Annotated in this window: 19 protein-coding genes, 1 pseudogene and 1 riboswitch; of the genes and pseudogenes, 13 read left to right on the top strand and 7 right to left on the bottom strand. The window is 55.1% G+C overall.

The window, feature by feature from the left end; translation table 11 throughout:
* Nucleotides 1–276: 276 nt before the first annotated feature.
* Nucleotides 277–1,218, bottom strand: coding sequence for a VirK/YbjX family protein (locus V1599_RS15535; RefSeq protein WP_112012443.1), 942 nt, complete (start codon nt 1,216–1,218; stop codon nt 277–279).
* A 166-nt stretch (nt 1,219–1,384) separates the two neighbouring features.
* On the opposite strand from V1599_RS15535, the gene pphA reads away from it, so the two are divergent.
* Nucleotides 1,385–2,029, top strand: coding sequence for a protein-serine/threonine phosphatase (gene pphA, locus V1599_RS15530; RefSeq protein ID WP_395300374.1), 645 nt, complete (start codon nt 1,385–1,387; stop codon nt 2,027–2,029).
* 34 nt (nt 2,030–2,063) lie between these two features.
* Here pphA and V1599_RS15525 read toward each other — a convergent pair whose 3' ends face one another.
* The 4 genes from V1599_RS15525 to yebS form a co-directional block, all read right to left on the bottom strand.
* On the bottom strand, nt 2,064–2,303 hold the full coding sequence (locus V1599_RS15525) for a YebV family protein (protein ID WP_112012445.1): 240 nt from the start codon (nt 2,301–2,303) through the stop codon (nt 2,064–2,066).
* 102 nt (nt 2,304–2,405) lie between these two features.
* Entirely contained in the window at nt 2,406–3,848 is a 1,443-nt protein-coding gene (gene rsmF, locus V1599_RS15520; protein WP_395300373.1) for a 16S rRNA (cytosine(1407)-C(5))-methyltransferase RsmF, read from the bottom strand.
* A gap of 77 nt (nt 3,849–3,925) precedes the next feature.
* Nucleotides 3,926–6,559 (bottom strand): PqiB family protein, encoded by a 2,634-nt coding sequence (locus tag V1599_RS15515; RefSeq protein ID WP_112012447.1) that lies wholly within the window; start codon nt 6,557–6,559, stop codon nt 3,926–3,928.
* Entirely contained in the window at nt 6,528–7,811 is a 1,284-nt protein-coding gene (gene yebS / locus V1599_RS15510; protein WP_395300372.1) for a membrane integrity lipid transport subunit YebS, read from the bottom strand. The genes V1599_RS15515 and yebS overlap by 32 nt, the downstream gene beginning before the upstream one ends.
* 132 nt (nt 7,812–7,943) lie before the next feature.
* Between yebS and V1599_RS15505 the strand changes: the two genes are divergently transcribed.
* From V1599_RS15505 to kdgR, 5 genes are all read left to right on the top strand, one after another.
* A complete protein-coding gene (locus V1599_RS15505; RefSeq protein ID WP_395300371.1) occupies nt 7,944–8,441 on the top strand; it encodes a GAF domain-containing protein in 498 nt (165 codons plus the stop codon).
* Between the two features lie 96 nt (nt 8,442–8,537).
* On the top strand, nt 8,538–9,218 hold the full coding sequence (proQ, locus tag V1599_RS15500; RefSeq protein WP_112012449.1) for an RNA chaperone ProQ: 681 nt from the start codon (nt 8,538–8,540) through the stop codon (nt 9,216–9,218).
* Between the two features lie 19 nt (nt 9,219–9,237).
* Nucleotides 9,238–11,286, top strand: coding sequence for a carboxy terminal-processing peptidase (gene prc / locus V1599_RS15495; RefSeq protein ID WP_112012450.1), 2,049 nt, complete (start codon nt 9,238–9,240; stop codon nt 11,284–11,286).
* Between the two features lie 192 nt (nt 11,287–11,478).
* Nucleotides 11,479–12,360: a protease HtpX gene (gene htpX / locus V1599_RS15490; protein WP_297120412.1), complete on the top strand. Its 882-nt coding sequence runs from the start codon at nt 11,479–11,481 to the stop codon at nt 12,358–12,360.
* A gap of 196 nt (nt 12,361–12,556) precedes the next feature.
* Nucleotides 12,557–13,348 (top strand): DNA-binding transcriptional regulator KdgR, encoded by a 792-nt coding sequence (gene kdgR, locus V1599_RS15485; RefSeq protein ID WP_112012452.1) that lies wholly within the window; start codon nt 12,557–12,559, stop codon nt 13,346–13,348.
* A gap of 64 nt (nt 13,349–13,412) precedes the next feature.
* Here kdgR and V1599_RS15480 read toward each other — a convergent pair whose 3' ends face one another.
* Entirely contained in the window at nt 13,413–13,652 is a 240-nt protein-coding gene (locus V1599_RS15480) for a YobH family protein (RefSeq protein ID WP_112012453.1), read from the bottom strand.
* A gap of 159 nt (nt 13,653–13,811) precedes the next feature.
* Here V1599_RS15480 and mgrB point away from each other — a divergent pair, with 159 nt between their 5' ends.
* The 7 genes and pseudogenes from mgrB (at nt 13,812) to rlmA (ending at nt 19,043) form a co-directional block, all read left to right on the top strand.
* Nucleotides 13,812–13,955 (top strand): PhoP/PhoQ regulator MgrB, encoded by a 144-nt coding sequence (mgrB, locus tag V1599_RS15475; RefSeq protein WP_112012454.1) that lies wholly within the window; start codon nt 13,812–13,814, stop codon nt 13,953–13,955.
* Nucleotides 13,956–14,028: 73 nt separating this feature from the next.
* Nucleotides 14,029–14,319 carry a YebO family protein gene (locus tag V1599_RS15470; protein ID WP_112012455.1) on the top strand — a complete coding sequence of 97 codons (291 nt, stop codon included), beginning with the start codon at nt 14,029–14,031 and terminating at the stop codon, nt 14,317–14,319.
* A 23-nt stretch (nt 14,320–14,342) separates the two neighbouring features.
* Nucleotides 14,343–15,332: an MBL fold metallo-hydrolase gene (locus V1599_RS15465; RefSeq protein WP_395300370.1), complete on the top strand. Its 990-nt coding sequence runs from the start codon at nt 14,343–14,345 to the stop codon at nt 15,330–15,332.
* 522 nt (nt 15,333–15,854) lie between these two features.
* Nucleotides 15,855–15,999: pseudogene (locus tag V1599_RS15460) on the top strand (DUF2627 domain-containing protein).
* A gap of 13 nt (nt 16,000–16,012) precedes the next feature.
* The gene (cspE, locus tag V1599_RS15455) at nt 16,013–16,222 is read left to right on the top strand and encodes a transcription antiterminator/RNA stability regulator CspE (protein ID WP_001062678.1); all 210 of its coding nucleotides are present in this window, start codon (nt 16,013–16,015) and stop codon (nt 16,220–16,222) included.
* 233 nt (nt 16,223–16,455) lie between these two features.
* Nucleotides 16,456–18,159 (top strand): peptidoglycan glycosyltransferase FtsI, encoded by a 1,704-nt coding sequence (gene ftsI, locus V1599_RS15450; RefSeq protein WP_395301585.1) that lies wholly within the window; start codon nt 16,456–16,458, stop codon nt 18,157–18,159.
* 68 nt (nt 18,160–18,227) lie between these two features.
* Nucleotides 18,228–19,043 carry a 23S rRNA (guanine(745)-N(1))-methyltransferase gene (gene rlmA, locus V1599_RS15445; protein WP_297120436.1) on the top strand — a complete coding sequence of 272 codons (816 nt, stop codon included), beginning with the start codon at nt 18,228–18,230 and terminating at the stop codon, nt 19,041–19,043.
* On the opposite strand, the gene mntP is transcribed toward rlmA, so the two are convergent.
* Entirely contained in the window at nt 19,040–19,606 is a 567-nt protein-coding gene (gene mntP / locus V1599_RS15440) for a manganese efflux pump MntP (protein ID WP_297120439.1), read from the bottom strand. The genes rlmA and mntP overlap by 4 nt on opposite strands.
* 10 nt (nt 19,607–19,616) lie before the next feature.
* Nucleotides 19,617–19,807, bottom strand: a riboswitch (yybP-ykoY riboswitch).
* Nucleotides 19,808–19,915: the final 108 nt, after the last annotated feature.

Raw genomic sequence — 19,915 nt, 5'->3', positions numbered from 1 at the left:
TTTCTTTGAGTTGAATCATGCTGAAAGTTTAAGTGATGGTGATATATACAACCAAATACAGTTAGCGTATCAATATGATTTGCTGAAACATTAAGGTGCCAGGAACCGTGAGCTCGAAGCGGTGAAATTTGGCTGTAGCAGAATGCGCTGAAACATGTGGGTGAACTATGTCCCAGCAAATTTGAGAAACCTCTTCACGCTACGCCAGGTGAAAGTCCCGCCCTAATAACCGTCTTGTAAGATTTTAGTCTCTGACCGGCAAAAGCGGCGGGGCGTTTAAAAACGCGACGTCACGGACGCCTCAATCTCATCAAGCAGTTCGAAGCGGCGGCGGTATTCGGCGCGTTTTTTACTGGCGATCTCATCAAGGGATTTACGCTCTAGCCGCTGCGGCAGCTGCCAGCAGAAGGGCGACAGCTTTTTGCCTTCGAGGGAGCCCCAGAACTCGTCGTAGCTGGCGTGGAAGTGGCGGCCCTTGCTCAGGCGGTAGCGCAGCGCGCGAAACACGTGCCCTTCATCGCCCACGGCAAAAATGGCGCTAATGTTGGACTGCGCCGCCAGCTGGTAGACCACCTCCAGCAGGATGCGCTTGGGGAACAGCCCGTGGCACGCGCGCGTTGCCTGCTTGATGGCATCCCGGGAGACGTCGCGACGGGGGCCCTGCAGGCCACCCACGATCAGGGCAGACTGGCCGTTTCGGCGGGTGACGGTAAACGTCAGGCTGGCAAGCAGCGTATTTTCGCTATCGTGCAGCCACAGCGTACTTTCACCTTCACGCTCTGCCTTGCGGGCCGACGACGCGTTGACGCTAAAGCGGGCGGCATTTTTCGCGTGAAAATGCACAATCGGCTGTTCTTCCGGGCTCGTCAGGGCGTGTGCCAGAGCCGCGTTTTTCAGGCTGTCGATCCAGCAGTAGTGGCTTACGATAGCCTCCGCGCGGTCGCGGGCGTTCAGGCCGCGCATCAGATACTGGCGATGCGTTTTGCTTGGCAGCGTGATCTGGGAGGCCAGCAGTCTGTCAAAGTCACTCCGGCTGGATAAGGCGTCCAGCATGCGGTGGGTGGATGACCAGAAAACAAGCGTGCGTAAAAGAAACTTCAGCCGATAATCGCGCTTTTGCCATATTGGGCCGGGAACGCGATTACCTTTCACCAGCTCTGAAATAATATTTGTGCGATGCGGGTATAACGCTTCGCTTTGTAATTGAGTGTTAGACACGTTAATACCTCTCGTTATTTTGCCGCTATTCTAAATGCGCGGTAAAAGAGGTGTAATAGGCCCGGCGTCTTTATTCACGCTTGGTTTACCGTTCGTTGGGATTTGTGAAAGCCAGGAATCATCCGATGCTCATCAATTAGGGCGCTATACTTATAGCGGAGGCATAATGTATCAGAGACTCGACGGCGAACAGTGGCGCCATATCTGGGTGGTGAGCGATATACATGGCTGCTATCAATGGCTTATGGACGAACTTAGCCGGCGCCATTTTAATCGCAGGCATGACCTGCTTATCTCCGTTGGCGATATTATCGATCGCGGGCCAGACAGCGTTAAATGCCTGCGGCTTATGCAGGAAAAATGGTTTTGCGCCGTACGCGGTAATCATGAGCAAATGGCGTTGGACAGTATTAACGATAATGATTTTTCGCTCTGGACGCTGAACGGCGGTATTTGGTTTTCTGAGCTTGGCGTCGGCGAGCGAAAAAAGGCGTTGGCGCTGCTGGAAGCGTGCCGTTCACTGCCGCATATTATTGAAATCCGCTGTGCGAATGGCCTCAACGTTATCGCCCATGCGGATTATCCGTCTGCGGAATACGTCTGGAATAAGCCGGTGAGCGCTCAGCATACTCTGTGGGATCGCGAGCGGCTGATGGGGTTTATGATCGGCAAAGGGCAGGGAATCAGCGGCGCTGACCACTTTTGGTTTGGGCATACGCCCGTTGATAAACGCTATGATTTTGGCAACCTGCACTATATCGATACCGGGGCGGTATTTGGCGGCGTGCTAACGCTGGTGCAGCTGCAGTAATAAATAACCCGCCTTCGGGCGGGTTCTCTTTGGGTCAGGCCAGACGCAGGACCCAGGCATCGGTATTACGGTCGTAGTGCTCGCGGTAAAGAACGGAATGTTCGCCATCAAGAATTGCCGGGACGCTGGTTTCGGCATCCCAGGCATCCAGCTGCATGCACAAATCCGGGTCGGATTTGCAGGGAATACTTAACGTTCGTTCGCCCTGAGCTTCGCCGCGCAGTTCTGCGTCGTCGATCTCAAAAGCGCCAATCCGCACGCTGGTTTTCGTCATAATGCTCTCCGGGTTTGGGAAAAATCTGGTACGACCAGTATGGGCGTCCATTTTTTAGCGTAGCCAAGGAGAGCAATATCGCCAGTAAAAAAGTGCGTTTTTTTACGCGGTAGGCGCGTTACCGGTAAACAGACGTCCGTCGCGTACCAGCTCGCGCGGGTAGCTATTCTTAAGCCTCGAGCCCACTTTTTTGGCCAGGCCCAGCGGATATCCCTGATACGTCACGATCGCCTCATCCTGCTCCGGCGCGCTGTCCGGATAAACGTCCCGCCCGCGGTACCACTCTTCTGCTTCCTGATGCGTCAGGGCAAAGGTGTTATCGCTACCTGCGAGGGCGATAACGGCCTCATGCTGCCAGCGATAGCCTTTGTTGTGCACCTCTGCCAGCCGAATGCCCAGCCGCGAAAAACGCACTTTGCCAATCAGCGGCTCGATGTTTGCCGGGAAAAGCCAAATCTCCTTGTCACGCGCCCAGAGATGCAGACCGTCATTCCAGACCAGCCCGACCCTGCTTGCAGCGGCCTCAACCTGCGCGGCTTCACGGCCTTTTAGCGGCGCGAACGGGAATTTACCGACCTTAAAGCCGGGCGCGGGCAGGGCGGGAACCGCGCGGGTTTTACGCATGCGCGCGACGAAGAAGCCTTCGCAGTCGTAAATTTGCGGGAAGACGTGAAGGAACCCTTCCGGGGTAAGGGCGTCTTTTGCGGAGATAAAAAGTTCGTCCAGCGGCAGAAATTCAACGGCGTCCGGATACTGCGCTTTAAGCCACAGGCACACCGCCTCGTTCTCATCGCGATTTAACGTACAGGTAGAGTAGACCAACGTGCCGCCCGGCTTCAGGGCGTGGAAAGCGCTGTCAATCAGCTCGCGCTGCGTCGCCGCGATGTCCAGGTTGCTTTCAACCGACCAGTTCTTAAGCGCGTCGGGATCTTTACGCACCACGCCTTCGCCCGAGCAGGGGGCATCCAGCAGGATGGCGTCAAATGCCTCCGGCAGCGCCGCGCCAAACACGCGGCCGTCGAAGTGGGTAAGGGCGACGTTGTGAATGCCGCAGCGGCTGATATTGGCGTGCAGAACCTTAACGCGGCTGGCGGAAAATTCGTTGGCGAGGATCGCGCCGCGGTTTCCCATTCTGGCGGCGATTTGCGTCGTTTTCGAGCCCGGCGCGGCGGCAACGTCCATGACCCGCTCCGGCGTATTGCCATCGGCAAACAGCGCCGTAACCGGCAGCATCGAGCTGGCTTCCTGAATGTAGAACAGGCCGCTCAGATGCTCGGCGGTGCTGCCCAGCGGCAGCGCATCCTCGTCGTCGCGCTCGATCCAAAAGCCCTCTTCGCACCACGGAACGGGCGCGAGCTGCCAGCCGTACGGCGACACCAGGTTCAGGAAATCGGCAACGCTAATTTTCAGCGTATTCACGCGAATGCTGCGGCGAAGCGGGCGCCGGCAGGCCGTGACAAAATCGTCGAAGGAGAGATGAGCGGGAAGCGCCTCGCGCATCTGCGTCAGGAATTGTTCAGGAAGAAATACGGAGTTTTGAGCCACGGGCACACCACAGGGAAAAATTCAGGTGCGCAGTGTAGCATAAAGGCTCCGGCGCGTTGACACCGGAGCCTTGCTGATTAGCGCGGCAGGGCGGTTCCCCACTCGCGCCACTCTTTCGGCTCGCTCTCCAGCAGCAGGAAGTGTTTCCCCGGCTGCGCTTTCGGCGCCAGCGGCGTTCCCGGTGGGGTGGCGAAGGCAATTCCGCCGCGTATGAACTGGTTAAACGTACCGGTTTTCACCACGCCGCCCGTCAGGCCGAAATCCAGAGAATATCCGGAGGCAAGCCAGAACACCGAGTTATTGCGCACCAGGTGCTGGTAGCGCTGGCTGATGCGCAGGCCAACCATTACGCGGTCAGACAGCGTGCCGAGCGTCAGGCCGGTGACCGTACCCACTTCGATGCCGCGGAACAGAACGGGCGTGCCGATGTTCAGCGAACCGGCTTCCGGGACTTCCACCACGATGCTCAGGCCGTCAAGATAGCGCGAGTCGGTAATGGTGGCTTCCTGCAGCTCAAAGTCGCGGCGGGCGTTGCCCCGTCCCGGCTCGACGTTGATGTAGGGCTGCAAAATGGTGTCGAGATGCTCAACGCCTGCCGCGGAGATTTGCGGCGTGACGACCGAGAAGCGCGAGCCGTTGCGGGCAAACGTCTGGACGTATTCGGGGTAAAGCACGGCGGTTGCCTGCACTTCGTTCCGCGCGGTTAGCAGCGTCAGCTTCTGAATCTGACCGATATCGATGCCGAGATAGCGGATTGGCATGCCTTCGGCCAGCTTGCCCGCGTCAAACGCGTGAAGCGTAATCTGCCCGCCCACCGCGCGAGCAGCGGTTTCGGAAGGGTAGAGGATGCGCTTGTCGCCCTTGCGGATATTTGCCCCCGCGCCGCTCAGGTTATCAAAGCTGATCGCGCCGCGCAGGGCGCGGGACAGCGGTGATGCCTGTACGGTTAAGCCGCTGCCGTTTAGCTGTACCTTCGCACCACCTTCGGCCCAGAACACGCTGTTGGGCGTGAGCAGCTTGCGATACTCGGGCTTAATGTGCAGCTCAATGTCGAACGCATCGGCGCGCGGACGGACGACGATCACCTCGCCGACCTCAAACTTTCGATAGAGCACGACGGAGCCTGCCTGCACGTCCGGCAGCGTTTCGGCGCTGAGCGTCAGCGTGGTGGTCGGCATGTCGCTCATGCTGTTTTCGATCGCTTTATCGAGGTTGGCGTACAGCGGGTAGTTCTCACGCATGGCGCCTTTTTCACCCGGCAGCACGCGGATGCCGCCGTTAACCCACTCGCTGGCGCTGGCGCCAAGGAACTCAACGCCGTCTAAGCCTACCTTCACGTCAACGCGGCTGTTTACCACGAACTTAGCGTCGCCGTGGATTAAATCCCGATACTGCGGATCGATGGCAACAGAGAAGCTGACCCCTTTTTCCGTGAGCTCGCGCTCAAGAACCTGCCCCACCTGAACGCCGTGTAAAATCAGCGGCTGGCCGGCTTCGATGCCGTAGCTTTCAGGTGCGTTAAGCGCCAGCGTCAGCACGCCCGGTTTTTGCAGCAGGGCTTTATCCGCAGGAGCAATCGTAAAGCTGTTGCTCGGCTGGCCTTCGCCCGGGATCAGTTCGAACGTGTTCCCGGTGAGCAGCGTGCTGAGGCTGGCATCGTTCAGCGACAGTTTAGGGCTGCGCATCTCAATGCGGGTTTTTTCACGCAGAAGATCGACCACGCTCGGGTCGACCGTCATTTCCCCGGTCACGGAACCCCCCGGGTTGAGCGTAAGTTTGGTCAGCTGACCGACCTGCAGCCCTTGATACATAAGCGGCGTGGATCCAGCTTTTAGCCCTTTGGCGTCGGGCAGGGCCAGCTTGACGATCACCCCGCGCTGGCTGTGCGCCAGGTCGGCATACAGCCCGAAGGTGTCGTCGGCGGTGGCTGGGCTGGAGTTTTCCGGGGAGTCGAAGGCAATCGCGCCGTTAACCAGCGCGGCCAGGCTCTCAAGCTTCACTTTCGCGCCGCTCAGGCTCAGGTCCGCATCCACCCCTGAGACGTTCCAGAAGCGGCTGCCTTTCTTCACCAGGTTAGTAAACCGGCGCTCAATCAGCACGTCGATAGTGACGCCCTGTTTGTTCGGATTAATGGCGTAGTCATAGACGCGCCCGACGGGAATTTTACGGAAATAGACCAGCGAGCCGCTGTTCAGCGAGCCAAGGTCAGGTGCCTGCAGGTGGATCATCAAATCCCCGTTGTTCAGGCGATATTTCGGCTGCGTATCCAGCGCAACGAAATGCTCCTGCGGCTCGCCTTTGCCCGGCATCATCCCGATGTAGTTACCGCCAACCAGCGCATCCAGCCCGGAAACCCCGGCCAGGGAGGCTTTTGGCGTGACCAGCCAGAACTGCGTTTCGCTGCGCAGCGCGTCCTTCATATCGGACTTTATGCTGGCGCGGACCTGAATTTTATTCAGCCCCTTGCCGAGCGAAATATCCTGAACGGTACCGACCTCAACGCCCTGGAAGCGAACGGGCGTGCGTCCGGCGACGATCCCGTCGGCGGACTGGAAATCAATGGTAATGGTGTTTCCGCGATCCTCGTAGCTCGTCCAGATCAGCCAGCCAGCAATCATCAGTGCGATGACGGGCAGCAGCCAGAAAGGTGAAATGCGGCGTTTCGTTTTAATTCTCGCTTCAGTCGGCGAAGCGGGCGTTTCCTGACTCATGTGCGTCCCAAAGTAAGCGGCTGTCCAGCCATTCAACTGCAAGAATAGTCAATATCACCGCTGAGCCGAAATAAAAAGCCGCGGGTCCCATAGTAAATGCAAGTAGCTGATCGCGATTGATGAGCGACATCATCAACGAAATCACAAACAAATCCAACATCGACCAGCGACCTATCCAGGTGACAAATCGCAGGAGCAGAATCCGCGTTCTCAGTCCTTGCTCACATTTAAAGTGAATGCTGATGAGCAACGTAAACATGACGATAACTTTGGTGAACGGCACCAGGATACTGGCGATGAACACAATCGCCGCGACGCCAACGTTGCTGTGGGCGAGGGAGATAATTCCCGAGAGTATAGTGTCTTCCTGGCGTCCACCGTTGACATAAATAATCGAAATCGGCAGCAGATTGGCCGGGATCAGAAACACCAGCGAGGCAATCAGCGCGGCCCAGCATTTTTGCAGGCTGCTGTTACGCCTGAGCAAAAGCGGGATATGGCAGCGCGGGCAGCGGCCGCGCGCGTCGGGCAGGCCGGTGTAGTGGCAGCCCAGGCAGACGCGGAGATTTTCGTCAGGCCGGGTAGCGGGGCGCTGCGGGTAAAATCGTTCCCATAGCTGCTCAACGTTCAGGTGAATGAGCGTGAGAATGCTGAGCAAAACGAGCGAGATAAAGGCGAAAAGGCCAATGCCCGGCTGTAAAAACGCATAGTCCTGCACCTTGATAGAGGCAACGCCAACGCCGACCAGATAGATATCCAGCATCACCCACTCTTTGAGCTTATCCAGCATCAGCAGTACGGGGCGCAGGTTCATGCCCAGAATATTGCCAAACCAAAGGTAAGCGATAGCGGCAACCAGCACGAGTGGCGCGCCAACGGTACAGAAAAGCACCATTGCGCCGGTCAGCGGGTCGCCCTGGCGCGTCATCTGCCAGATGCCCTGCAGGACGTTAGCATCAATGCGCTGACCAAGCAGGTAGAGTTTCAGCAGCGGTTCGCTCCAGGCGAAGGGCATCAAGAGCAGCATCGCCGTCGCCATTGCCGCGAGCCGGGTTAAGGACCAGTCGCGGCCGTCGCGAATTTTGGCATCGCAGCGGGGGCAGAAAGCGCTTTGGTGCGATTTCATTTTTGGCAGCATAAAAAGCGTATCGCATTGCGGACAACGCTGATAATGTGCACGAGGCAACGCTTCGCTGACCGTATGAACGGTAATCTTCTTTGCCGGCGTAATTCTGGGTATTTTTAAGGCCATCGGTTGCACAGAGAAATGTATTGTTGATAGTTATAATAACTCATGTACGGATTCATCTTGAGCATGAGCGCATTTAATGCTTATTTTAATAGGCTATGCGGAAAATTTGTAAGATAACTAAATGGTTTAAGAATGAACAAAACAGAATTTTACGCGGATCTCAACCGCGATTTTAAGGCATTAATGGCAGGTGAAACCAGTTTCTTAGCCACTCTGGCAAATACCAGCGCGCTGCTGTTTGAACGCCTTGCTGAGGTTAACTGGGCCGGCTTTTATCTTCTTGAAGGTGAAACGCTGGTGCTCGGGCCATTTCAGGGCAAAATTGCCTGCGTGCGTATTCCGGTGGGCCGCGGCGTTTGCGGTACAGCCGTGTCGACTAACCAGGTTCAGCGCGTGGAAGACGTGCATGCATTCGACGGGCACATTGCCTGCGATGCGGCGAGCAACGCTGAAATCGTACTGCCGCTGGTGGTAAAAAATCAGATTATTGGCGTTCTGGATATCGACAGCACTGCCTTCGGCCGCTTTACCGCCGAGGATGAGCAGGGGCTGCGCGAGCTGGTGGCTAATCTGGAGACGGTGCTCGAAGCCACCGATTATCATAAATTCTTTGCGAGCGTCGCAGGATAATCAACGGATAACGTAGCATTTACGGATGACGTCATTATAATGTCGCCTGTTCATGCCTGCGCGAGTTGGCAACGTCCGTTGTAATCAGGAAATTTCATGGAAAATCAACCTAAGTTGAATAGCAGTAAAGAAGTTATCGCATTTCTGGCAGAGCGTTTCCCACAGTGCTTCAGCGCTGAGGGTGAGGCGCGTCCCCTGAAGGTCGGTATTTTTCAGGATCTGGTAGCGCGCGTTGAGGGTGAGATGAATCTCAGCAAAACTCAGCTCCGCTCTGCTTTACGTCTTTATACTTCGAGCTGGCGTTACCTTTACGGTATTAAACCGGGCGCAACGCGTGTCGATCTTGATGGCAACCCGTGCGGTGAGCTGGATGAGCAGCACGTAGAGCATGCCCGCAAGCAGCTTGAAGAAGCCAAAGCGCGCGTTCAGGCACAGCGTGCCGAGCAGCAGGCGAAGAAACGCGAAGCCGCCGCGGCGAACGGTGAAGAAGCGCCGCGTCGTGAGCGTAAACCGCGCCCTGCACCGCGTCGTAACGACAATAACGATCGTAAACCGCGTGCTGACAAACCGGCAAAAGCCCCGCGTGCACCGCGTGAAGAACAGCAGCATACCCCTGTCTCTGACATCAACGCGCTGAACGTAGGCCAGGCGCTGAAGGTCAAAGCGGGCAACAACGCGATGGACGCCACCGTAACGGAAATCACCAAAGATGGCGTTCGTGTACAGCTGACTTCTGGTATGTCAATGATTGTACGCGCAGAACACTTGTTGTTCTGAAACGGAGGCCAAGCCTGGCATGAACACTTTTTTTAAGCTCACCGCGCTGGCTGGCCTGTTTGCTATAACAGGCCACGCTTTCGCTGTGGACGATATTACGCGTGCCGATCAGCTTCCGGTTTTAAAGGAAGAGACCCAGCACGCGACGGTGAGTGAGCGCGTGACGTCGCGCTTCACTCGTTCGCACTATCGTCAGTTCGATCTTGATCAGGCCTTTTCGGCCAAAATTTTCGACCGTTATCTGAACCTGCTGGATTACAGCCATAACGTGCTTCTGGCCAGCGACGTCGAACAGTTTGCCAAACGCAAAACCGAAGTGGGTGATGAGCTGCGCTCCGGCAAGCTGGATCTGTTTTACGATCTCTATAATCTGTCGCAAAAGCGCCGCTTTGAACGTTATCAATACGCGCTGAAAGTGCTGGAACGTCCGATGGACTTTACCGGCAACGACAATTTCAACCTGGACCGCAGCAAAGCGCCCTGGCCAAAAGACGAAGCCGAGCTGAATGCGCTGTGGGACGGGAAAGTTAAATATGACGAACTCAGCCTGAAGCTGGCGGGGAAAGACGAAAAAGAAATTCGTGAAACCCTCAATCGCCGCTACAAGTTTGCCATTCGTCGTCTGGCGCAAACCAACAGCGAAGATGTGTTCTCTCTGGCGATGACCGCGTTCGCGCACGAAATCGACCCGCACACCAACTACCTCTCTCCGCGCAACACCGAGCAGTTCAATACCGAGATGAGCCTGTCTCTGGAAGGTATCGGCGCGGTATTGCAAATGGACGATGACTATACCGTTATTAACTCAATGGTCGCCGGTGGCCCTGCTGCGAAAAGCAAAGCGATAAGCGTGGGTGACCGTATTGTCGGCGTAGGCCAAACCGGTAAGGGCATGGTTGACGTGATCGGCTGGCGTCTTGATGACGTGGTTGCGCTGATTAAAGGTCCGAAAGGCAGCAAGGTGCGTCTTGAAATCCTGCCTGCGGGCAAGGGCACCAAAACCCGCATCGTTACCCTGACCCGTGAGCGTATCCGTCTGGAAGATCGCGCGGTGAAAATGTCGGTGAAAACCGTGGGTAAAGAAAAGGTTGGCGTGCTGGATATTCCGGGCTTCTACGTTGGCCTGACGGACGATGTAAAGGTACAGTTGCAGAAGCTTGAAAAGCAAAATGTCAGCAGCGTTATCATCGATCTGCGCACCAACGGCGGCGGGGCATTAACCGAAGCGGTTTCCCTGTCTGGCCTGTTTATTCCTTCTGGACCGGTTGTTCAGGTCCGGGATAACAACGGTAAAGTGCGTGAAGATGCGGACACCGATGGCGTGGTCTACTACAAAGGCCCGCTGGTAGTCTTAGTCGATCGCTTCAGCGCCTCGGCATCTGAAATCTTTGCTGCCGCTATGCAGGACTACGGACGCGCGCTAATTGTCGGTGAACCGACGTTTGGTAAAGGTACCGTTCAGCAGTACCGTTCGCTGAACCGCATTTACGACCAGATGCTGCGTCCTGAGTGGCCTGCACTGGGTTCCGTACAGTACACCATTCAGAAGTTCTATCGCGTGAACGGTGGCAGTACCCAGCGTAAAGGCGTCACGCCGGATATCCTGATGCCAACGGGCACGGAAGAGACCGAAACGGGCGAGAAGTTTGAAGACAACGCACTGCCGTGGGATAGCATTAACGCCGCAACGTTCGTGAAATCCGGTGACATGACGCCGTTTGGTCCTGAGCTGCTGAAAAGTCATAACGAGCGTATTGCTAAAGATCCTGAGTTCCAGTACATCATGAAGGACATTGCTCGCTTCAATGCCCTGAAAGACAAGCGGAATATTGTTTCTCTGAACTACGCCCAGCGTGAAAAAGAGAACAATGAGGACGATGCAACACGCCTTGCGCGAGTCAATGACCGCTTCAAACGTGAAGGCAAACCGCTGCTCAAGAAACTGGACGATCTTCCTAAAGATTACCAGGAGCCGGATCCCTATCTGGATGAAACGGTACATATCGCACTCGATTTGGCCCGTCTGGAAAAAGACAAACCTGCCGTGCAGCCCGCACCGGCAAAATAACTCCCCAACAGGCACAAGACATTGTGCCTGTTTTTTTAGTTCTGCATCGTCCCGTCAGTCCATGCTTCAATTGTGTAAAGTTGTGTCTTTCTGGTGACTTACGCCCCCTGAATCCTTGAAAATAGCCACAATACCCATACGATGTGGGTAATCGCATAGTGCGTTTTGTTAAACAGAGGTTAAAAGAAAATTATGATGCGAATCGCGCTCTTCCTGCTCACCAACCTGGCGGTTATGGTGGTCTTTGGGCTCGTGCTAAGCCTGACGGGAATACAATCGAGCAGCGTTCAGGGTCTGCTGATTATGGCGCTGCTGTTCGGTTTTGGCGGGTCCTTCATTTCCCTGCTGATGTCAAAGTGGATGGCCCTGAAATCCGTAGGCGGGGAGGTGATTGAGCAGCCGCGCAACGATATGGAACGCTGGCTGGTGGATACGGTTGCCCAGCAGTCCCGCCAGGCAGGCATCGCTATGCCGCAGGTGGCTATTTACCATGCGCCGGATATTAACGCCTTTGCAACGGGTGCCCGTCGCGATGCGTCTCTGGTGGCGGTGAGCACCGGGCTGTTGCAGAACATGAGCCGTGACGAAGCCGAAGCCGTTATCGCCCATGAAATCAGCCATATTGCCAACGGTGACATGGTCACCATGACCCTGATTCAGGGCGTGGTGAACACCTTCGTTATCTTTATCTCGCGTATTCTGGCGCAGATTGCGGCCGGTTTCATGGGCGGCAACCGCGACGAAGGCGAAGAGAGCAACGGCAACCCGCTGATCTATTTCGCGGTATCGATGGTGCTGGAGCTGGTGTTCGGTATTCTGGCGAGCATCATTACCATGTGGTTCTCGCGCCACCGCGAGTTCCACGCGGATGCGGGCTCTGCGAAGCTTGTTGGCCGTGAGAAGATGATTGCTGCGCTCCAGCGCCTGAAAACCAGCTATGAGCCGCAGGAAGCAAACAGCATGATGGCTTTCTGCATTAACGGTAAATCCAAATCGCTGAGTGAGCTATTTATGTCACACCCGCCGCTGGATAAGCGCATTGAAGCGCTGCGCAGCGGTGAGTATCTTAAGTAACAGCAAACGTTAAATGAGCCGGGCAATTGCCCGGCTTTTTTACGCCTGTATGGTATCCCTCTGACAGGAGCGCTGCCGCGAGGTTATGTCGCAGATTTCTAACGAAGTGCATCCAGACTGATTGCGGCAGGGACCGCTTGAAATTATAATAAAAAATCGTTCTGATTTTTATAAAACACTCTCCATGAGGTGATAAATGGCAATTGCAGATTTGGATAAGCAGCCAGATTCTGTTTCTTCCGTGCTGAAGGTGTTTGGCATCTTACAGGCGCTTGGAGAAGAGCGTGAAATTGGTATTACAGAGTTATCACAGCGTGTGATGATGTCGAAAAGCACCGTTTATCGCTTTTTGCAAACCATGAAGTCGTTAGGCTATGTCGCTCAGGAAGGGGAGTCAGAAAAGTATTCCCTCACGCTTAAGCTCTTTGAGTTAGGCGCTCGTGCGTTGCAGAACGTGGATCTGGTCCGCAGCGCAGATATCCAGATGCGTGAGCTATCTCGCCTGACCAAAGAGACTATTCACCTGGGGGCGCTGGACGAAGACAGCATTGTCTACATCCACAAAATCGACTCCATGTACAACCTGCGCATGTATTCACGCATTGGTCGCCGCAACCCGCTGTACAGCACCGCGATTGGTAAAGTGCTGCTGGCGTGGCGCGATCGTGAAGAAGTGAAGCAGATCCTTGGGGGCGTTGATTATAAGCGCAGCACCGAGCGCACCATCACGACCACTGACGAACTATTAACGGTGCTCGATAAAGTGCGTGAGCAGGGCTATGGCGAAGATAACGAAGAGCAGGAAGAAGGGCTGCGCTGTATCGGCGTACCGGTATTCGACCGGTTTGGCGTGGTGATTGCTGGCCTGAGCATCTCATTCCCGACGCTGCGCTTCTCGGAAGAACGTTTGCACGAGTACGTTGCTATGCTGCACACTGCCGCGCGCAAAATTTCTGAGCAGATGGGCTATAACGACTATCCGTTCTAAACCTTACACAAAAATAAAAACGCCGCATGTTTTGCGGCGTTTTTTATGCGTCCGGCAGGCAGAATTAGCCGTTATCAATCACGACGGATGATTTACGCAGGACCGGGCAGTGGGTCATCCCGATGATGCCGCTGTCCGAATGGATGTACTGTGCGGTGCTCATGCCCTGAGCGGTTAAATACCTGCACTGAATGCCTAAGCCTGCCGCATTTTCGGTGCTCCCCACAAGCACGCCATAGCCCGTTAACAGCAGGCCAATCCATAAAATAGCGACCGCTATAACAGTACGAATGATTAAACGCATCATTGCCTCTTTTATCGTTGTTTTCATACAGTAAGCGTAAAGCGTTTGGCGGGGGAAACAAGTGCATGATTCTGAAATGAGCCTGTTGGCTTACGGTTAGTTTCTGTTTAAGGTGGCCGTGTTAACCTGGTCGCATCGGGTCATAAAACGGAGTGTGGAGTGAAAAAAATACGCTGGGTGGTTCTGATTATTGTATTGATTGCATGCGTGCTGCTGTGGACGCAAACAATCAACGTGATGTGCGATCAGGACGTACAATTTTTTAGCGGCGTTTGTGCAATTAACCAGTTTATTCCCTGGTAGTTAGCATTTTTCTGCCAGGTGATTTCCTTCCTTCCCGCCAGTGGTAAACTAGCCGTTTTTATGAGGTGGTAAAATGGGTGAGTTAATCAATTCGGGGCTGCTGGGTATGGCTTCCCTGGTGGTGTCGTTCGTTGTTCTGGTCGTTGGGCTAATCCTGTGGTTTTTCGTTAACCGCGCCAGCTCCCGTACGAATGAACACATTGAACTGCTGGAAGCGCTGCTCGATCAGCAAAAGCGTCAGACTGCGCTGCTGCGCCGTCTGTGCGAAGCGAACGAGCCGGAAGAGAAGGCTGATGCTAACGCGGCCGTAGCGGGCGGTCGGGAAGATGAAGACGATTTTATTCGCCTGGTGGCGGAGCGCTAACCGGTGATTTGCAGGAGGTGGCCGTGGTCTGGAAAAATCCCTGGTACGACGCCTCTCTGAAGCACCATACTGAAGAGGGTTTTCGCAACACGGCGTCTGTCGGGCATCAGCCAGGCGACGTTGAACGGTGGCGCAAAGCGCGTAAAGCCACCGGTTTGCCAAAGCCCCCCTCGCTGGGATACGACGCATTTCTCAAGCGCTGGTGGCAGCCCGCCGCGCTTAATAACTTCGCTGAAGATGGAGCATGGTGGCTTGGCCATGCCAGCGTGCTGCTGCGAATGGACGGCAACACTATCCTGACCGATCCGGTTCTCTCCCAACGCGCGTCTCCTTTGCCGTTTATGGGGCCCCGGCGCAAAACGCCACCCTGTATCACTCCTGAACGCCTGCCCCATCTGGATGCGCTGGTCATTTCCCATAATCATTACGATCATCTTGATACCGCGACGGTGCGCTGTCTCCTCAGGCGTTTTCCAGCCCTTACCGTGTTTATCCCGCTTGGCCTGGGGGAATGGTTTCGTCGGCGCGGCGCACGAAACATCGTTGAGCTCGACTGGTGGCAGAGCATAACGTGGCGGGGAATGACCTTTACCGCCGTCCCGGCACAGCACTGGAGTATGCGAACCCTGTGGGATCGCAATCGTTCCCTGTGGTGCGGCTGGGTGTTTGAGGGGCGTCAGCGACGCTTTTGGTTTAGCGGCGACACGGGATACTCCCCGGAGCTGCTGACGATCCCCGAGCGGCTGGGAAAGATAGACGCCGCCGCGCTGCCTATTGGTGCATATGCACCGCGATGGTTCATGTCCATCCACCATATGGACCCGCAGAGCGCCGTCGATCTCTGGACCGCTTTAGGCCAGCCGCTGGCATTTCCCATCCACTGGGGCGTGTTTGAGCTGGGGGATGAATCGCTCGATGAGCCGGTTCATGAGCTCGCGCAGGCGCTAAATGATTTAGCTCCGGTTAATCCCTCTTTTAGATCACTGAAAATTGGTGAATATTTATCCTTGTAAAAAAGAAATGCACTTTGCATATATTCTGTATTTGAAAACTTCAACATAACGTTTATTTTTATCGAAACGTTTTGCTTGCCTTTTTTTGAGGCAAAGTCATAAAAGTTTCATTATTTTAGTGCATAACACCTGTTATTAACTGTTGCTTTTTAATACAGCTTACGCGTGTTTAAAACGCGTGGCTTACATAGACGCACTTTCTTGGCGTTGTACCGTTTCCTGCATAACTTTTCACAATTTGTTCTAACTCAGGCAGAGCATTAAAGAAAGTTTCCATTTCGCCTGGACGGTTTGAAATGATTGAGCTATGGTAAAAAAGTCTTAGATTACAGCGGTTGCGAATGCAGCGGTTAGGCGGTCAGGGCTGGCAGCGTGCCCAATTCTTAGCGCATAAATGCGCAAAGCAGCACGGGAGAGTGCCAGAATTTGTGCGGCGGATCGAGACACGTTTAAAAATGGCTTGCCATATTAAACGTTGTATGTGATAACACGTTTTGGGTCAAACGAGGTACAGTTCTGTTTATGTGTGGCATTTTCAGTAAAGAAGTCCTGAGTAAACACGTTGTCGTTGAATACCGCTTCTCTGCCGAACCTTATATTAGTGCCTCATGCAGTAATGTCTCAGTTTTATCTCAGTTAATGCCTGCGGGCTAAGAAAACACTCTAAGGAATTTTGCAAAATGGCAAAGATTAAAGGTCAAGTTAAGTGGTTCAACGAATCTAAAGGTTTTGGCTTCATTACTCCTGCTGACGGCAGCAAAGACGTGTTCGTACACTTCTCTGCAATCCAGGGTAACGGCTTCAAAACTCTGGCTGAAGGCCAGAACGTAGAGTTCGAAATTCAGGACGGCCAGAAAGGCCCTGCTGCAGTTAACGTAACTGCTATCTGATCGAATCGCTGCTGACTGAAGGGCGTAAGCGCTTCAATCTCAGACATAAAGCCTCGCTTAAGCGGGGCTTTTTTAGCGCTGTATCTTTCAAAGTATGTCGAAAGCCTGCCTCATTCGCACCTTGTTGCAAATATGCGAAGGTATTAGCATTACCCTCCCTCCTTCCATAAGGTTTTTCTCGTTAAATCAGGGCGTTGATAAACAGTCCTGAGGTTCAGGTGAAAAAGAAAACGATGTTAAACACCGGAAGCTTCACGCCGGTGCGCTTTGCGCTACTTTGTTTTGCCATTTTTTGTAGTCTGGCCTTTCTTCTGGGCCGCGTTGCCTGGCTGCAGATCGTCAAACCCGATAACCTGGTGAAGCAGGAAGATATGCGTTCGCTGCGCGAAGTGCCGATTGATGCCCCGCGCGGAATGATCGTTGACCGTGAAGGGCGACCTCTTGCCGTGAGCGTCCCCGTCAGGGCCGTCTGGGCCGATCCCAAAACCGTGCTGGCAAAGGGGGGCGTCGGCTATGACGACCGCTGGCAGGCGCTGGCAAATGCGCTGCATCTTTCCCTCGGCACGCTGGCTTCGCGCATTAACAGTAACCCTCAGGGGCGATTTATTTATCTTGCGCGCCAGGTCGATCCGTCACAGGCGCAGTGGATCGATAAGCTTCGTTTGCCGGGCATCAGCCTGCGCGACGAGTCGCGCCGTTTTTATCCCGCCGGCCACGTGGCGGCGAATCTGATTGGCTTCACCAACATCGACGGGCAGGGAATTGAGGGAATAGAAAAAAGCTTTAACGCGCAGCTCACGGGCAAACCGGGCGTCAGGCAGGTGAGGAAGGATCGCTACGGCCACGTGGTCGAAAATCTGACGGAGGTGCCTGCCGTGCCCGCACATAACATCCAGCTGAGCATTGACGAGCGTCTGCAAACCATCACTGAAGACGCGCTGGATAACGCGGTAGCGTGGAACAAGGCCGAGTCCGGGGCGTCGGTGCTCATTAACATTCAGACCGGCGAGATTCTGGCGATGGCGAGCTTTCCGGACTTTAACCCCAATAACCGGGAAGGGTCGACGCTGAATGACTTTCGCAACCGGGCGATCAGCGATACCTTCGAGCCGGGATCAACGGTCAAACCGCTGGTGCTGATGACCGCGCTTCAGCAGGGGCTGGTGCAGCCGGACAGCGTAATCGATACCCGACCCTACACGCTTGATGGCCACCGCATTCGCGACGTTGGCTATTACCCCGAACTTACGATGACCGGCATTCTGCAAAAATCCAGCGACACGGGCGTTTCCCGGCTATCCCTGGCGATGCCCATTCAGCGCCTGCTTGAAACCTACAAAAACTTTGGCTTTGGGACCAGCACCGGGCTGGGCTTGACCGGAGAAAGCGCCGGTCTGCTGCCGCAGCGTAAATACTGGGGCCAGCTCGACCGCGCGACGTTTGCGTTTGGCTATGGCCTGATGGTGACGCCGCTGCAGCTGGCGCACGTTTACGCGACTATCGGCAGCTACGGGCTCTCTCGGCCCTTATCGATCACCCGCATCGATCCGCCGGTCATTGGGCAACGGGTGATGTCGGAGGAGATAGCCCATGAGGTGGAACACATGATGGAAAGCGTCGCGCTGCCGGGAGGCGGCGGGGTAAAAGCCGCGGTGCGGGATTACCGCGTGGCGGTGAAAACCGGCACGGCGAAGAAAATCGATGAGAATGGAAAATATGTCGACAAATACGTTGCCTATACCGCAGGCGTGGCGCCAGCAAGCAATCCGCGCTTTGCGCTGGTGGTGGTGATTAACGATCCGCAGAACGGAGCTTATTACGGCGGAGCCGTTTCCGCGCCGGTGTTCAGTGAGATTATGGGCAACGTGCTGCGTCTGGAAAACGTCAAACCGGACGGCCTTCCGGCAGATTCTGACCACCTGATCGTCATGCGTTAATCCAGCCGTTTATAACCCGGGCGAATAGCGTTACACTTTCGCCCTTTACATCACGTCCCGGAGTATTCATGTCTTTCAGCTGTCCTCTTTGCCATGCCCGTCTAACGCGCGCGGAGAAAAGCTTTACCTGTCCTGAAGGACATCAGTTTGATATGGCAAAGGAAGGGTACGTGAATCTTCTTCCGGTTCAGCACAAGCGCTCGCGCGACCCGGGTGACAGCGCTGAGATGATGCAGGCGCGCCGTGCGTTTCTGGATGCCGGGCACTATTTGCCCCTGAGAGAGCGCGTTTCGCAGCTGCTGGCAGAAATGTTCAGGCCGGGCACGGGCGCGCTGCTGGATATCGGCTGCGGTGAGGGCTACTACACCAATGCCTTTGCGTCGGTTGCAGGGGAGAAGGGCGCGCAGACCTACGGGCTGGATGTCTCGAAGGTGGCTATCCGCGCGGCGGCAAAGCGCTATTCATCGGCGACCTTCTGCGTAGCGTCCAGCCACCGCCTGCCGTTTGAGGATGGCAGCATGGAGGCCGTGGTCCGCATCTATGCACCCTGTAAGGCAGAAGAGCTCGCGCGGGTGGTAAAACCCGGAGGAAGGGTCATCACCGTCACGCCGGGCCCGCGTCATCTGATGGAGCTAAAGGGTCTTATATACGATGAAGTGCGCCTTCACGCGCCGCATTCCGAGATGCTGGCAGGCTTTGTGCTGAAGCAGGAAAAAACGGTTGCTTATGAAATGTGCCTGACGGGGGATGAAGCCGTCGCTTTGCTGCAAATGACGCCGTTTGCCTGGCGGGCAAAGCCGGAGGTATGGGAAACGTTAGCGAAGCAGACGGCGTTTCGCTGCCAGACGGACTTCAGCATCCACTGCTGGCAGCGCGAGGGTTAACCGGCGAAGTGCGCCCAGAGGATTTGGGCACCAATACCGATTAATACGATACCCCCCAGAATTTCGGCTCGCTTGCCCAGCAGCGGGCCAATAAAGCGGCCGACCATCATACCCAGCGTCGACATAATCAGCGTAGCGCAGCCGATAGCCAGCGCGGTTGCAATAATATTGACCTGAAGGAACGCCAGCCCAACACCGACGGCCATGGCGTCAAGGCTGGTCGCAATCGCCGTCGTGACCAGCAGCCAGAAGCCGTGTCGGTGCTGCGGCTCCTCGTCTTCACCGCCGTTCCCGCGAAAACCCTCGATCATCATTCGACCGCCAAGGAAGACCAGCAGAATAAACGCGATCCAGTGGCTCCACTCGAGCACGAACTGGCTGGCGAGCATGCCAAGCCCCCAGCCGATCAGCGGAGTAATCGCTTCGATCGCGCCGAAAATCAGGCCGGTGCGCAGCGCTTCTGAAAATTTTGGTTTGTGGAGCGTGGCGCCCTTACTGATGGAGACAGCAAACGCGTCCATAGACATGCCGAAAGCGAGAAGAATTGTAGCGGAGATATTCATAACAGCGTCCAGACCGGGAGATATCCATATGACACACCACTGCCCCCAGTAAACAGCAGTTGATGTATCTATGGTCTCGCCTGATCGCACCGCACGCTAAGCGTGCTGAAAGCGATCCGTACGTGCCACGTTTTTCAACGAGTATGTTGACACGTACATTTCCTGCGAACAGGAAATCGGCTACTCCCCAACGACGGGCGCAACCTTAACATAATTTGAGAATATAAAACAATAAACAGAGTGGTTTATTTTATCTGATTAATTGATAACGATTTTCATTTAGAAAAATGAGTGAAGGTATCGTTAATA

Source organism: Enterobacter sp. ECC-175 (assembly GCF_043968675.1).
Classification (GTDB): Bacteria; Pseudomonadota; Gammaproteobacteria; order Enterobacterales; family Enterobacteriaceae; genus Enterobacter.
The sequence above is the reverse complement of the archived record's forward strand: the minus strand, read 5'-3'. Positions and strand labels throughout refer to the sequence as shown.